The 14,155-nt window shown below is 42.5% G+C and carries 15 protein-coding genes; all 15 read left to right on the forward strand.

All coding sequences use genetic code 11. The features are described from left to right. Positions 1 to 3 precede the first annotated feature (3 nt). The 15 genes from citC (at position 4) to O3793_RS06925 (ending at position 13,697) form a co-directional block, all read left to right on the forward strand. The gene (gene citC, locus O3793_RS06855) at positions 4 to 1,014 is read left to right on the forward strand and encodes a [citrate (pro-3S)-lyase] ligase (protein ID WP_371446376.1); all 1,011 of its coding nucleotides are present in this window, start codon (positions 4 to 6) and stop codon (positions 1,012 to 1,014) included. A 27-nt stretch (positions 1,015 to 1,041) separates the two neighbouring features. Continuing rightward, positions 1,042 to 1,350 (forward strand): citrate lyase acyl carrier protein, encoded by a 309-nt coding sequence (citD, locus tag O3793_RS06860; RefSeq protein ID WP_048709855.1) that lies wholly within the window; start codon positions 1,042 to 1,044, stop codon positions 1,348 to 1,350. Further along, positions 1,338 to 2,225 carry a citrate (pro-3S)-lyase subunit beta gene (citE, locus tag O3793_RS06865; RefSeq protein ID WP_049555120.1) on the forward strand — a complete coding sequence of 296 codons (888 nt, stop codon included), beginning with the start codon at positions 1,338 to 1,340 and terminating at the stop codon, positions 2,223 to 2,225. The genes citD and citE overlap by 13 nt, the downstream gene beginning before the upstream one ends. A gap of 1 nt (position 2,226) precedes the next feature. After that, the gene (gene citF / locus O3793_RS06870; RefSeq protein WP_371446377.1) at positions 2,227 to 3,759 is read left to right on the forward strand and encodes a citrate lyase subunit alpha; all 1,533 of its coding nucleotides are present in this window, start codon (positions 2,227 to 2,229) and stop codon (positions 3,757 to 3,759) included. 31 nt (positions 3,760 to 3,790) lie between these two features. After that, complete coding sequence (citX, locus tag O3793_RS06875; protein WP_371446403.1) at positions 3,791 to 4,303, forward strand: citrate lyase holo-[acyl-carrier protein] synthase; 513 nt, start codon at positions 3,791 to 3,793, stop codon at positions 4,301 to 4,303. Positions 4,304 to 4,317: 14 nt separating this feature from the next. Beyond that, a complete protein-coding gene (locus tag O3793_RS06880) occupies positions 4,318 to 5,712 on the forward strand; it encodes an oxaloacetate decarboxylase subunit alpha (protein ID WP_048709867.1) in 1,395 nt (464 codons plus the stop codon). 109 nt (positions 5,713 to 5,821) lie between these two features. Then, on the forward strand, positions 5,822 to 6,382 hold the full coding sequence (epsC, locus tag O3793_RS06885; RefSeq protein WP_371446378.1) for a serine O-acetyltransferase EpsC: 561 nt from the start codon (positions 5,822 to 5,824) through the stop codon (positions 6,380 to 6,382). Next, positions 6,379 to 7,788, forward strand: a complete 1,410-nt coding sequence (cysS, locus tag O3793_RS06890) for a cysteine--tRNA ligase (protein ID WP_371446379.1) — start codon at positions 6,379 to 6,381, stop codon at positions 7,786 to 7,788. Before epsC ends, cysS begins: the two co-directional genes overlap by 4 nt. Continuing rightward, positions 7,785 to 8,186 (forward strand): Mini-ribonuclease 3, encoded by a 402-nt coding sequence (locus tag O3793_RS06895; protein WP_371446380.1) that lies wholly within the window; start codon positions 7,785 to 7,787, stop codon positions 8,184 to 8,186. The genes cysS and O3793_RS06895 overlap by 4 nt, the downstream gene beginning before the upstream one ends. Before the next feature lies 1 nt (position 8,187). After that, entirely contained in the window at positions 8,188 to 9,051 is an 864-nt protein-coding gene (gene rlmB, locus O3793_RS06900) for a 23S rRNA (guanosine(2251)-2'-O)-methyltransferase RlmB (RefSeq protein ID WP_371446381.1), read from the forward strand. A gap of 17 nt (positions 9,052 to 9,068) precedes the next feature. Continuing rightward, positions 9,069 to 9,608 carry an NYN domain-containing protein gene (locus O3793_RS06905; RefSeq protein WP_371446382.1) on the forward strand — a complete coding sequence of 180 codons (540 nt, stop codon included), beginning with the start codon at positions 9,069 to 9,071 and terminating at the stop codon, positions 9,606 to 9,608. 136 nt (positions 9,609 to 9,744) lie between these two features. Further along, positions 9,745 to 10,452 carry a response regulator transcription factor gene (locus tag O3793_RS06910; protein ID WP_048709883.1) on the forward strand — a complete coding sequence of 236 codons (708 nt, stop codon included), beginning with the start codon at positions 9,745 to 9,747 and terminating at the stop codon, positions 10,450 to 10,452. Positions 10,453 to 10,455: 3 nt separating this feature from the next. Next, complete coding sequence (locus O3793_RS06915; protein WP_371446383.1) at positions 10,456 to 11,862, forward strand: ATP-binding protein; 1,407 nt, start codon at positions 10,456 to 10,458, stop codon at positions 11,860 to 11,862. Positions 11,863 to 11,891: 29 nt separating this feature from the next. Beyond that, positions 11,892 to 12,503, forward strand: a complete 612-nt coding sequence (locus O3793_RS06920) for a VanZ family protein (RefSeq protein ID WP_371446384.1) — start codon at positions 11,892 to 11,894, stop codon at positions 12,501 to 12,503. 3 nt (positions 12,504 to 12,506) lie between these two features. After that, a complete protein-coding gene (locus O3793_RS06925) occupies positions 12,507 to 13,697 on the forward strand; it encodes a class I SAM-dependent rRNA methyltransferase (RefSeq protein ID WP_371446385.1) in 1,191 nt (396 codons plus the stop codon). Positions 13,698 to 14,155: the final 458 nt, after the last annotated feature.

The raw sequence follows: 14,155 nt of genomic DNA on the forward strand, positions 1-14,155 counted from the left end.
TCCATGGAAAATTTCATTCTCAAACGTTTATGGCTCGATCGCGATAAAAAAGCTCGTCAAGATTGGGAATGGTTAATGGATCAAGCTAACCTTGGCAAAACAGAGCAGGTTGATTATACGATTGCGATTTACCATACTTCTGGTGAACCTGCAGCAACCGGTTCTTTAGACCGCAACATTTTAAAATGTTTAGTGGTTTGTAAAAAGTATCAATCAGAAAATCTGTTGACGCATCTCGTGATGGCGCTCTTGGATGAATTAAGAGAACGTTCTTATACAAATAGTTTTGTCTACACGAAACCAAAGAACATTGTCTTCTTTAAATCTCTAGGTTACCGGGTAGTTGCCGAGACAGAAAACCTTGCCTTTTTAGAACAAGGCATTCCGTCCTTTAGTGATTACCTAAAATTACTAAAAGACCATTTCGTAGAAGGAAGTAGCAATAGTGCCATCGTCATGAATGCAAATCCTTTTACACTGGGACATCAATATTTGGTAGAAACGGCCGCAAGTCAGTCGAGTCACCTCTACGTGTTCGTTGTTTCCGAGGACCGTTCGTTCTTTAATACGAATGACCGAATGGAAATGGTGAAACGAGGTGTGAGTCATCTGCCGAACGTAACGGTGCTTCCAACGAGAGACTACATGGTCTCAAGTGCGACTTTCCCATCTTACTTCTTGAAAGAGAAGGCTGATTTGGAAGTGGCAAAAGTTCAAGCAACATTGGATGCAACACTCTTCTTAGAAAACATTGTTCCAACGTTACAATTGACCAAACGTTTTGTGGGTCAAGAACCACTTTCCCCAGTAACCTCCGTTTATAATGACGCGCTAAGAGCTGCTTTTGGGAGCGACTTAGAGCTAGTGATTATAGACAGACTTTCAGCCGGGGACGAAGTGGTGAGTGCGACGCGGGTGCGCGCTGCCATTCAAGACAAAAACGTAGACGAGTTGAAACTACTCGTTCCAGCAACTACGTATCATTATTTAGAAGAAAAACATTTCATTGGTTAAAATCCAAAAGAAAAGGTGGAAACAATAATGGAAATTAAAAAAAGTGCAGTAGTCGGTACTTTGGAATCAAGTGACATCATGATCACTTTAAATCCAAGTACCGCTGGTCGAATCGACATTCAATTAGAAAGTAGTGTCGAAAAACAATTCGGAAATCAAATCCGTCGTGTGATCGAAGAAACTTTAAAAGAACTAGGGGTTACTTCAGCAGAAGTCATCGCAGTTGATAAAGGGGCTTTAGATTGCACAATTCAAGCTCGTACAGTGACAGTTGTTCACCGTGCAGCAGAAGTTGAAAACTACGACTGGAAGGAGATCGACTCATGGAACGCTTAAGAAGAACAATGATGTTCGTACCTGGTTCAAACGCAGCAATGTTGCGTGATGCTCCACTTTACGGCGCAGACTCAATTATGTTTGACTTAGAAGATGCTGTTTCTTTAAAAGAGAAAGACTCAGCTCGTGTATTAGTACATTTCGCTTTAAAAACTTTTGACTACAGCAATGTAGAAACAGTTGTACGTATCAACGGTTTAGATACAACAGGTGCTTTAGATATTGAAGCAGTTGTACTAGCTGGCGTAAACGTTGTTCGTTTACCAAAAACTGAAACAGCTCAAGATATCGTAGACGTGGATGAAATCATCACTCGCGTTGAACGTGAAAACAACATCCCAGTAGGTCGCACTAAAATGATGGCTGCGATTGAATCTGCTGAAGGTGTGTTAAACGCTCGCGAAATCGCTAAAGCAAGTGACCGTTTAATCGGTATCGCTTTAGGTGCTGAAGACTACGTAACAAACATGAAAACTCGTCGTTATCCTGATGGACAAGAGTTATTCTTCGCTCGTAGCATGATCTTACACGCTGCTCGTGCTGCAGGAATCGCTGCAATCGATACTGTTTACTCTAACGTAGACAACATGGATGGATTCCGTGAAGAAGTAGAACGCATCAAACAATTAGGTTTCGATGGAAAATCTGTTATTAACCCTCGTCAAATTCCTGTGGCTAATGCAGTATATGCACCAACAGAAAAAGAAATTCAAAACGCTAAAGAAGTTATCTGGGGAATTCGTGAAGCTGAAGCGAAAGGTTCAGGTGTTATCTCAGTTAACGGTAAAATGGTCGACAAACCAATCGTGGAACGTGCTGAGCGCGTAATCGCATTGGCAAAAGCGGCTGGATTGATTAGCGAGGAGGAAATTTAAGATGGTATTAAATAAAGCTGGACGTGACATTCCACAAGAATATGCAGATCAATTTGGGGTATACGAAGGTGAGTTAGCTCGCATTAAACCTTATGAAGCAGCTAGCCGTAAAATTAAACCTGTTGAACCTCGTCAAGAAAAATTATTAGGTAGCATTCGTGAAGCTATTGAAAAAACTGGTTTGAAAGATGGCATGACAATCTCATTCCACCACCACTTCCGTGAAGGGGACTATGTAATCAACATGGTTATGGAAGAAATTGCAAAAATGGGAATTAAAAACCTATCAATCGCGCCTTCTTCAATCGCAAACGTACACGAACCATTAATTGAACATATCAAAAATGGTGTCATTACAAACATCACTTCATCTGGTTTACGTGATAAATTAGGGGCAGCAATCTCTAGCGGTATCATGGAAAACCCAGTTGTGATTCGTTCACACGGTGGACGTGCTCGTGCGATTACTGCAGGAGACATCCACATCGACGTTGCCTTCCTTGGAGCTCCAAGTTCTGACGAGTACGGTAACATCAATGGTACAAAAGGAAAAGCAACTTGCGGTTCTTTAGGATACGCAATGATCGACGCTAAATACGCTGACCAAGTAGTTGCCATTACTGACAGCCTTGTACCTTATCCAAACACTCCAATCAGCATTCCACAAACAGACGTGGACTATGTGGTTGTAGTAGATGAAATCGGGGATCCTAAAGGGATTGCTAAAGGGGCAACTCGTTTCACTAAAAACCCTAAAGAATTATTAATCGCAGAATACGCTGCTAAAGTAATCACTGGTTCTCCATATTACAAAGAAGGATTTTCATTCCAAACTGGTACAGGTGGAGCTTCTCTTGCTGCAACTCGTTTCATCCGTGAGGCAATGATTAAAGACGGCATCAAAGCAAGCTTTGTACTTGGTGGTATTACAAACTCAATGTGCGAATTGTTAGAAGAAGGTTTAGTTGAGAAAGTTATCGACGTTCAAGACTTCGACCACCCATCTGCAATTTCACTTGCAAACAATGCAAACCACTATGAAATCGACGCAAGCATGTACGCAAACCCATTATCTAAAGGTTCAGTAATTAACCGTTTAGACGTTGCAATTCTTTCTGCTTTAGAAGTAGATACAGACTTCAACGTAAACGTAATGACTGGTTCTGACGGTGTTATCCGTGGGGCTTCAGGTGGTCACTGTGATACAGCCTTTGCTTCAAAAATGTCTATGGTTATCAGCCCATTAGTACGTGGACGCATCCCTACATTCGTAGAATCAGTAAATACTGTGATTACTCCTGGTACAAGTGTGGACGTGGTTGTTACTGAAGTTGGTATTGCTATCAATCCTAACCGTCAAGACTTAATTGAACACTTCAAAGGGTTAGATGTACCTCAATACACAATCAAAGAATTACAAGAAAAAGCCTACAGCATCGTTGGAAACCCAGAACCAATCCAATATGGTGATAAAGTGGTTGCGGTAATCGAATACCGTGATGGAAGCATCATCGACGTTGTTCGCAATGTTTAATTCTTTGTTTGATGGAGCGCCGGTGGATATCATGCAAATGCTTGATGCCAGAGAAAGACGTGCTCGTACCCAACAACAATTACTAGAACAATTCAACCCGTGTGTATTGGTGTCCATCACGCTGAATATTCCAGGGCCTGTTAAAAATTCAGAGGCGATTACAACCGTCTTCGCCTCTGTCATTTCTGAATTAGATGAGGCTTTACAGTCTTTTGAGAAACTTCATCAAGAAGACTTCTCGCCTCAGACAGGGATGGAATTTTACCGCGTCCTTCGCGCAGACGCACTTCGTGTCAAGCGCGCTTGTACGGAATTTGAAGAAGGACACCCACTCGGGAGATTACTCGATATCGATGTTGTTGAAATGGCTGGAGAGACTCCAACGCCCATTTCCAGAACAGCCCTTGGAATGTCCCCAAGACGTTGTTTTATCTGCAATGAGGACGCAAAAGTGTGCGCCCGTTCTAGAAAGCATACGATCCTAGAGATGCAAGAGCATATCGCTCGTATCGTCGCAGAGTACACATCGAGTAAAAGACCTTAAGAAAGGAAGATATTATGAGCAAAATTATCCGTTTAACTGAAACGGTTTTGCGTGACGGACAACAAAGTCAAATCGCGACTCGTATGTCAACTGAAGATATGTTACCAATCTTGGAAACATTAGACCAAGCTGGCTTCCATGCGTTAGAAGTATGGGGAGGAGCAACTTTTGACTCTTGTATTCGTTTCTTGAATGAAGACCCATGGGAACGTCTACGTCAAATTCGCGCAGCAGTTAAAGATACAAAATTGCAAATGTTATTACGTGGACAAAACCTATTAGGATACCGTAACTATGCTGATGATGTGGTACGTTTATTCGTAGAAAAATCTGTACAAAACGGAATCGACATTATTCGTGTATTCGATGCTTTAAACGATGTTCGTAACATGAAGACATCCATCGAAGCAACAAAATTAGCAGGCGGACACTGCCAAACAGCAATCTCTTACACAACAAGTCCAGTTCACACTGTAGACTACTATGTTGATTTAGTAGGACGCATGGCAGAATTCGGTGCAGACTCAATCTGTATTAAAGACATGGCTGGGGTATTAACACCTCAAACAGGTTACGAATTAGTAAGCCGTATTAAAGAAAAAACTGATCTTCCTTTAGAAGTTCACACTCACGCTACAAGTGGTATTTCTGAAATGACTTACTTAAAAGTAGCTGAAGCAGGCGCAGACATCATCGACACTTGCTTATCATCATTCTCTGGTGGTACAAGTCAACCTGCAACTGAATCAATGGCTTTAGCACTTAAAGATTTAGGCTTCGAAACAGGCGTTGACATGAAGAAAGTGGAAGAAGCAACAGCTTACTTCAACGGCATTCGTGATAAATTCCGTGCAGAAGGAATCTTAAACCCTAAAGTAAAAGATACAGAACCAAAAACATTAATTTACCAAGTACCTGGTGGAATGTTATCAAACCTATTAAGTCAATTAACTGAACAAGGCTTAGCTGACAAATACGAAGAAGTATTAGCAGAAGTGCCAAAAGTACGTGCTGACTTAGGGTACCCACCACTTGTAACACCATTATCACAAATGGTTGGTACACAAGCGGTAATGAACGTGATTTCAGGTGAACGTTTCAAACTTGTTCCAAAAGAAATCAAAGATTACGTTTTAGGATTATATGGACAAGCTCCGGCAGAAATTAATCCTGAAGTGAAAGCAAAAATTATTGGAGATGCAGAAGTTGTGACCGTTCGTCCAGCTGACTTAATCGAAGATCAATTACCAGAAATTCGCGAAGAGATTAAAGAATACGCTAAATCTGACGAAGATGTGTTAATGTACGCACTCTTCCCACAACAAGCCAAAGATTTCTTAGGTCGCCGCGAAGATCCATTTTACGATGTACCATTACAAACAGTAGATGTGACTTTAGACTTACAATAATTTCTAAGAAAGCTGAAAGGCTAGGCTTCGCGCCCGGCTTTTCAGCTTTTTGTGTGCTTTAAACTGTGCTATAATGAATAGAATAGACAAATGCAAAGGAAGTGAAGGAATGGGGCGTTTTAGAGAAGATATGGAAACTTATAAAAGAAATGATCCAGCGGCAAGAAGCAGCTTGGAAATTGTCTTGACGTACCCAGGATATCACGCAACGGTCTTACACCGGGTGGCGCATTGGTTCCATACGAAGGCGAAAATGAGACTCCTTGCACGGATGGTGAGCGGCTTTAGCAGGTTCCTAACGGGCATCGAGATTCATCCAGGCGCAACGATTGGAAGGCGATTCTTTATCGACCATGGAATGGGAATCGTCATTGGAGAGACCACCATTATTGGAGACGACGTGAGGATGTTCCATGCGGTCACATTAGGCGGAACTGGAAAAGATACAGGCAAGCGGCATCCAACCATCGAAAACGGAGTGCTCTTATCGGCGCATTCGCAAGTCATTGGCCCCGTAACGGTTGGAGAATATGCAAAAATTGGAGCAGCGGCAGTTGTGTTAGACGACATTCCTGCACACACCACAGCAGTTGGACTGCCGGCACGAGTGGTCCGCGTCCATACACCAGAAGAAATTGAAAGAGATACGACTATCGGAGGAAATTTATGATTCAAATCTACAATACCTTAACAAGACAAAAAGAAGTATTTAAACCGATTGAAGAAGGAAAAGTGAGCATGTATGTGTGCGGCCCAACGGTTTATAACTATATTCATATCGGAAATGCACGTAGTACGGTTTCCTTTGATACGATTCGTCGTTACTTTGAATACCGCGGTTATGACGTGAATTTCGTTTCGAACTTTACAGATGTGGACGACAAAATCATTCGCGTGGCCAACGAAACAGGCATGACAGCTGAAGAAGTCTCAAAGAAATATATCGAAGCATTCTTTGAAGATACAAACGCGCTAAACGTGAAGAAGGCGACTTTAAACCCAACAGTAATGAATACAATGGATGACATTATTGCCTTTGTAGCGGACTTAGTCGATAAAGACATGGCCTATGAATCAGAAGGCGATGTGTATTTCATCACTGAAAAATTCAAAGACTATGGGGAACTCAGCGATCAACGCATCGAAGACTTACAAATCGGGGCAAGTAATCGTACAGCTTCAGAAGATGATGCGAAGAAACGCAACCCGCTAGACTTTGCATTATGGAAGAGCGCAAAACCAAATGAAATTAGCTGGAACTCTCCATGGGGCAAGGGTCGCCCAGGATGGCATATTGAATGCTCTGTAATGGCAACAAAACACTTAGGAGATACGATTGATATTCACGGTGGCGGACAAGACTTAGCGTTTCCTCACCACGAAAATGAAATCGCGCAAAGTGAATCAAAAACTGGTAAGAAATTTGCGAACTACTGGATGCATAATGCGTTTGTAACGATGGGCGAAGAGAAAATGAGTAAATCACTTGGAAACTTCGTGCTCGTTCACGACTTAATCCAACAACTTGACCCACAAGTACTTCGTTTCTTCTTAGCGAGTGCGCACTATCGTCGTCCGTTGAAATTTAGTGAAGCGGCTCTTCAAGAAGCAGCTGTGAACCTTGAAAAAGTACAAACGACCTTCAAGAATGCACGCTACCGTCTAGAAACAGCCGTGGATACTTTGCCAGAAGATGCAGAACGCTTAGCAAAATTCGAAGCAATTGAAGCGGAATTCCAAAAAGAAATGGATGATGACTTCAATGCGGCCAACGGTATGACGGTGTTATATCAATGGTTGAAAGAATGGAATGTGTATTTAGAACAAGAAGTCGTTTCAAAAGCAGTACTCGAAGCGCTCCTTGAAAAAGCAACCGTTCTATTTGGAATTTTCGGTATCGTTGAAAAACAAGAAGCACTGCTCGATGATGCTATTCAAGCGTTAATCGATGAGCGTCTTGAAGCGCGTAAAGCGAAAAACTTTGCTCGCAGTGACGAGATTCGTGATTTATTAAAAGAACAAGGGATTGTATTAGAAGACACTCCACAAGGAACAAGATGGAGAAGAGAAGCATGATAGAAAAAAACTGGAAGCTGCTAAACGGTTTAGCCTTAGCCTATATGGGTGACGGGATTTATGAAGTGTATGTCAGAAATCACGTGATGCAAAAAGGGTTAACAAAGCCAAATCAATTACACGCTACCGCAACGAAGTTTGTTTCGGCAAAGGCACAAGCACGCTTGATGCAACAAATGCTAGAACAAGAAAACTTCTTAACGGAAGAAGAATTAGAAATATATAAACGAGGACGCAATAGTAAGAGTCATACGGTTGCCAAAAATGCAGACGTAGGAACGTACCGCATTGCGACTGGTTTTGAAGCATTAATGGGTTATTTATACTTATCTGGCCAACAAGATAGACTAGAAGAACTCATCAACTGGTGCTTACAACAAGTGGAAGGTGAACAGTAACATGGCACGAAATGAATATGCACCAAAGAAAAAATCAAGAAACGGAAATCGTTCAGACCGTGGGCGTCCTGAGCGCGGTGAAAAGAGACAACGACCTGCTCGTGAACACGTAGAGCGTGAGGAAGTACAAGAAGTGGTGGATTTTGTATTTGGACGCCATGCAGTGGTGGAAGCCTTGCAAACGCCGGACCGCGTGAACCGCGTCTTTATCCAAGAAGGAACTTCTGGACGAGATGCTGCAAAAGTCATTGAACTCGCACGTGAAAAAGGCATTCAAGTTCAAACCGTTCCAAAGACGAAGATTGAAGACCTTGTCGGCAATGCCGTTCACCAAGGGCTTGTGGCTTCGATTGCGGCGTATGAATATGCCGACTTAGAAGATGTCTTTAAGAAAGCCGAAGAAAAAGGCGAAGATCCATTTATCGTTATCTTAGATGGAGTGGAAGATCCGCATAACTTAGGAAGTATTTTACGTACGGCAGACGCAACAGGCGTTCACGGTATTATTATTCCAAAACGCCGTTCCGCTTCACTGACAGCGACCGTTGCCAAAGCCTCAACAGGAGCTATCGAGCATGTGCCGGTTGTCCGCGTGACAAATTTAACGCAGACGATTGAACAATTGAAGGCACGTGGCGTTTGGGTATTTGGAACCGACATGAATGGAATTGACTACCGCAAATGGAATACAAGCGGCCCTCTTGCAATCGTGATGGGGAACGAAGGAAAAGGCGTGTCTCGCATCGTGAAAGAAAGCGTGGACGAAATGGTGACCATTCCAATGGTTGGTCATGTCCAAAGTTTAAACGCGAGTGTGGCGAGTGCCTTAATGATGTACGAAGTCTTCCGTAACCGTTCGTTATAGGAAACGGGGGATGCACATTGAAAAAGCAACTGTATATCGTGGATGGCTATAATATGATTGGTGCTTGGCCAGAGCTAGTAGCATTGAAAAAGCAAGACGACTTAGAGAGTGCGAGAGATTTACTCATTCAACGCTGCTCAAATTTTCAGAAGTTTGAGAATATCGAAGTCTGGATTGTGTTTGATGCGCAGTTTGTACCGGGTGTTACCCAGTCGTTTGACGAAGCCGAAGTGAAAGTGATTTTTACGGCTGAAGGGGAGACGGCGGATAGTTATATTGAGCGTACCGTATCAGAAATGAATATGCGTCTTGTTCAAGTATCTGTAGCAACTAGTGACTTAGCCGAGCAGTGGCTTATTTTCCAAAAAGGAGCCCTGCGTAAATCAGCTAGAGATTTTTATAAGGAATTAGAAAGTAGTAGGGATAAACAAACGGAGATGGCACGAACTTTCCATCATAAAGGAAGTACGCGCCGAAATCCCTGGAGTGACGCACAAATGGCACTATTAAATCATTTGCGCTTCAGCTTGGGAGGCAGTGCAAAAAAGAAAAAATAGTGAATTAGCGCATTTCAAATACGCAACTTCACACTTTCTTCATAAATTGTGGTGTGTGATTTCATATTAATGATGTACAATCTGTGAAGAAAACTTATAATAATTATAATTTAGCTATAAAAAAGGAGTGTATGTCATGCATATCTTAATGATTGAAGATACAGAAGCAGTTTGCGAAATGATGGAGATGTTTTTTGAAAACGAAGGTTGGAAGGCAAGCTTCTACCACGATGGTAAAGAAGGTCTTGATGCGTTCTTAGAAAACCAAAATAAATGGGGCGTTGTCATCTTAGATGTGAACTTACCAAGTATGGACGGAATGCAAATTTGCCGTCAAATCCGCCAAGTGAACCAAAATGTTCCAATCGTAATGCTTACAGCACGCGATTCAGAAAGTGACCAAGTCATCGGTCTTGAAATTGGTGCGGATGACTACGTTGCAAAACCATTCAGTGCGGTAACAATCATGGCTCGTATTAAAGCATTATTACGTCGTACACAACGCGCTACTGTTGCAGACAACACATTTGCTTCAGAATTCGATGTTGAAACAGATCACGTGAAAATCAATACGAAAACACACGAAGCATTTATCGATGGCAAACAAATCGAAAACTTAACACCAAAAGAATTTGACTTATTAATGGTGATGGCGAAACACCAACGCCAAGTATTCACTCGTGAACACTTATTAACGAAAATTTGGGAAGATCCATTCTATGGTGATGAACGTACGGTTGACGCTCACATCAAGAAACTTCGCCAAAAAATCGAGGCTGTTGGTCCTCATGTAATTCATACGGTTTGGGGCGTAGGATATAAATTTGACGATAGCGAGTTGTAATCCATGAAATACTTTTATCAGCAACTCTTCGGGTTCGTTTCCGTGGTGCTGTTAACGATTGCTGCCTGTGGAATTCTTTTCTACAACGTAATGAGTAATAATGTGTATACACAGCGGTCTCAGCAATTACAGTCGTATGCCAAAGGATTAATTGCGACTGATATGAGTGATGCGGATATTTATAAGTTGGGGACCATTTTACGCGAGGAAAATGTCAGTATAGCGATGTTTGATGAAAACAACGAGATGACCTATCCTTCTAGAAGTTTAGATACAAACTCTGCACTGACAGAGGATGAATTAAACCACTTAAAAAATGGTGCTGCGATCAACTTGAAAGAAGTTCAAATGAACTTTACTGGAGAAGCCGTAGATAACTTAATCACGGTATACTATCCCATTATTAAAAATGGACAGTATAAAGGATACGTGGCTTTAGCCAGTCCGATGAGTCGTATTCAAACCGAAGTACGCGAACTTCGTAACTCGATGTTTATCGCGTTTGGTACAGCGATTATCATTGGAATTATGATGAGTTTTGTTTTTGCAAACTATCAAACACGTCGTATCAACAAGTTGCGTAAGGCGACTCATAAGATTTCAGAAGGGGACTTCGATGTTAAACTTCCTGTCGAAAGTCGAGACGAGTTTGACGACTTAATGAAAGACTTTAACAACATGGCGCATTCGCTCCGTGAGTCTGAAAGAGAGGTTGAGCGACAAGAAAATGTCCGCCGCCAATTTATGATGGACGTGGCGCACGAAATGCGTACACCATTAACAACCATGAATGGATTGCTCGATGGCTTGAAATACAATATGGTGCCAGAGTCTCGTCGTGGACGTTCACTGGAACTCATTTCTAGTGAAACACAACGATTGATCAGGCTCGTTAACGAAAACCTCGACTACGAGAAGATTCGTTCGAACCAGATTGTATTAGTGCAACACCGTTTTGCAGCGATTGGAGCCATCCAGACCGTTGTAGAACAAATTCGCGAACTAGCGAAAGTAAAAAATAATACTTTGCGCTATGAATGCGATACAGACTTTAGCGTTTATGCCGACTATGACCGTTTTGTCCAAATCTTGGTAAACATCACGAAGAATGCCAACCAATTTACGGATAATGGAGAAATCCTAGTGAAGGCATGGAACGAAGGTAAAAAAGCGATTGTTGAGATTTCTGATACGGGTATCGGAATCGACGAGAGCGAAATTAAAGAAATCTGGGAACGTTTCTACAAAGCAGACGTTTCAAGAAAGAGCACGAAGTACGGAGAAAGTGGCCTTGGCCTTGCGATTGTGAAGTCGCTTGTGGATAGTCACCGCGGTAAAATCTCTGTGAAGAGTGAAGTCGGCAAGGGTACAACGTTTAGAGTCGTATTCCCTGGCGAAAGCGAATTGTAACTTAAGGAGAACGAACAAGGAGGAAGAACATGTATTTACTTGGCCCATTCTATCAATGGCTAGTCCGATTATTTGATGGGCGAGTGAATCATCTTCCACTTGTTCGTTTGTTTATTTTCAGTGTAGACCACGCAATCGTCCTGTTTCTCGGATGGTTGATCGTTTGGTCTATTTATTTATTCTCACGGAAAAAAGGCGAAATCGTCTGGAAGTGGGAGCTCTACCGAAATTTATTTATCTTCTATATTATATTGCTCGCGCAGCTCACGATTTTCAGAAGCACGAACGAGACGTTTACGCTACAAGTCGTCTCTCATCCGCTCTCGGATATTATGTGGGTGCCATTTGTCGATAGTATTAAATTATTTATGCAAGGTTCGGTCTTTGCAGCGTATTATAATGTAGTAGGAAATATCGTGTGGTTTATGCCACTTGGATTTTTCTGCGGTTTACTCTATGGAAAAGAAAAAGGACACTCTCGTTCACTCTGGTACGGGTTCTGGACCTCTTTTGCCATCGAGTTCTTTCAATTTATCTTTTACACAGGAGTCAGCCATATCGACGACATTCTCTGTAATGTTCTTGGAAGTTGGCTTGGATTCTTACTGTATCGTGCCATTATGAAATGGAGGGGAAAATAATCTATGGGAACAATCATCGTGAAACAAAAAGCAGCGGGATTGATTAAAAAAGGAAGTCCACTGATCAGTCAGATGGACCTTGCGCAAGAACTTCGCGCAGATGAAGGCGAAGTGGTGAAAGTTGTTGACCAACAACGTCGCTTTTTAGGGATGGCCTATGTTGGGTTCCAAAACAAGGGAGTCGCGTGGGTGTATAGCCGCGAGGAAGATGAAGCGTTGGATGATGCGTTCTTTAGCGGCATCTTCAAGACGGCCTTCGAGAATCGACGTGCACTCTTACATTCTGACGATACGACGACTTTCCGTCTCTTCAATGGAGAGGGCGACGGCTTTGGAGGTGTGACAATCGACTGGTATGACGGTTTTATCGTTGTCTCTTGGTATAGCGAGGGCGTCTATCATTACCGTGACCTGATTTTAACGCAGGCACTTGCTTCGTTTGAAGGCGTCAAAGGGGTCTACGAAAAGATTCGTTTCAAGAATGAAGCGGACTTGCCAGAAAGCCAATTCGTTGGCGGGGCAGAAGCACCAGAACCATTAATCGTATTAGAGAATGGGGTCAAATACGCGACCTATATGAATGAAGGGTTGATGACGGGCATCTTCCTAGACCAACGCGAAGTGCGCGAAACGATTCGCCAGCGTTACAGTGCAGGACGTACGGTATTAAATACCTTCAGTTATACCGGTGCCTTTTCTGTGGCTGCAGCGATGGGTGGCGCAACAAAAACAACTAGCGTGGACGTTGCCAACCGTAGTCTTGAGAAGACAAAAGAGCAGTTTGCAGTCAACGGGATTGACCCAGAAACGCAACAAATCTATGTGATGGACGTATTCGATTATTTCAAATACGCCGTAAAGAAACAGTTGAAGTTTGATACGGTCGTCGTGGATCCACCAAGCTTTGCACGTACGAAGAAGAGAACTTTCTCTGTGGCAAAAGACTACGGCAAACTGGTAGCGCAAATCACGCCATTAGTCGCACCAAAAGGAACACTCGTGTTATCTACGAACGCGGCAAATGTGAGCGAATCTCAATTTCAACAAATGATTGAGAAAGGAATTCGCGAAGCAAAAGACAATCGCAAGTTCCGCATTGTCTTGAAAAAAGGCCTGCCAAGCGATTTCGCAGTTCCAGTAGCCACACCGCTAAGCGATTATCTCAAAGTTTTCTTTATTGAATTTAACAACTAACACAACTGCCCAAAATTCACTTATAAGTGAATTTCGGGCAGTTTTCGTACGCACCTCTTCCTTCTTGCACAAACCCCGTCCTAATGCCATTTCCACAGCACAGGAGGCAGTTAGAGGCACCGACATGTCCTTTTCATGTTTTGGCACAAATCCCATTGCAACGCGATTTCTAGCAGTTCACTTTTTTGCAAAAAAATCTCATTTTCTACAAACCACGAAAATCTTGCGGGTTTTATAACCACAGCATTGGGGAAGTGCAACCAATGTGAATTACTGACTCTAGGGGGAACCCCGTAGAGTCAGTTTGAAGCTTGGTAGGAATTGAGACGACAGGCTCAATCCGGTGCCCCTATGCAGTGGTTATAGAACAATCCGCAAGGATTGGAAGTGGTTTGTAAGACCAACGTAAGTTTTTTCTCAAAAAATAGTAGACTATAAAGATTGCATTGCAAATTAAG

Origin of the sequence: Granulicatella sp. 20925_1_28 (assembly GCF_041433575.1) — a bacterium.
Classification (GTDB): Bacteria; Bacillota; Bacilli; order Lactobacillales; family Aerococcaceae; genus Granulicatella.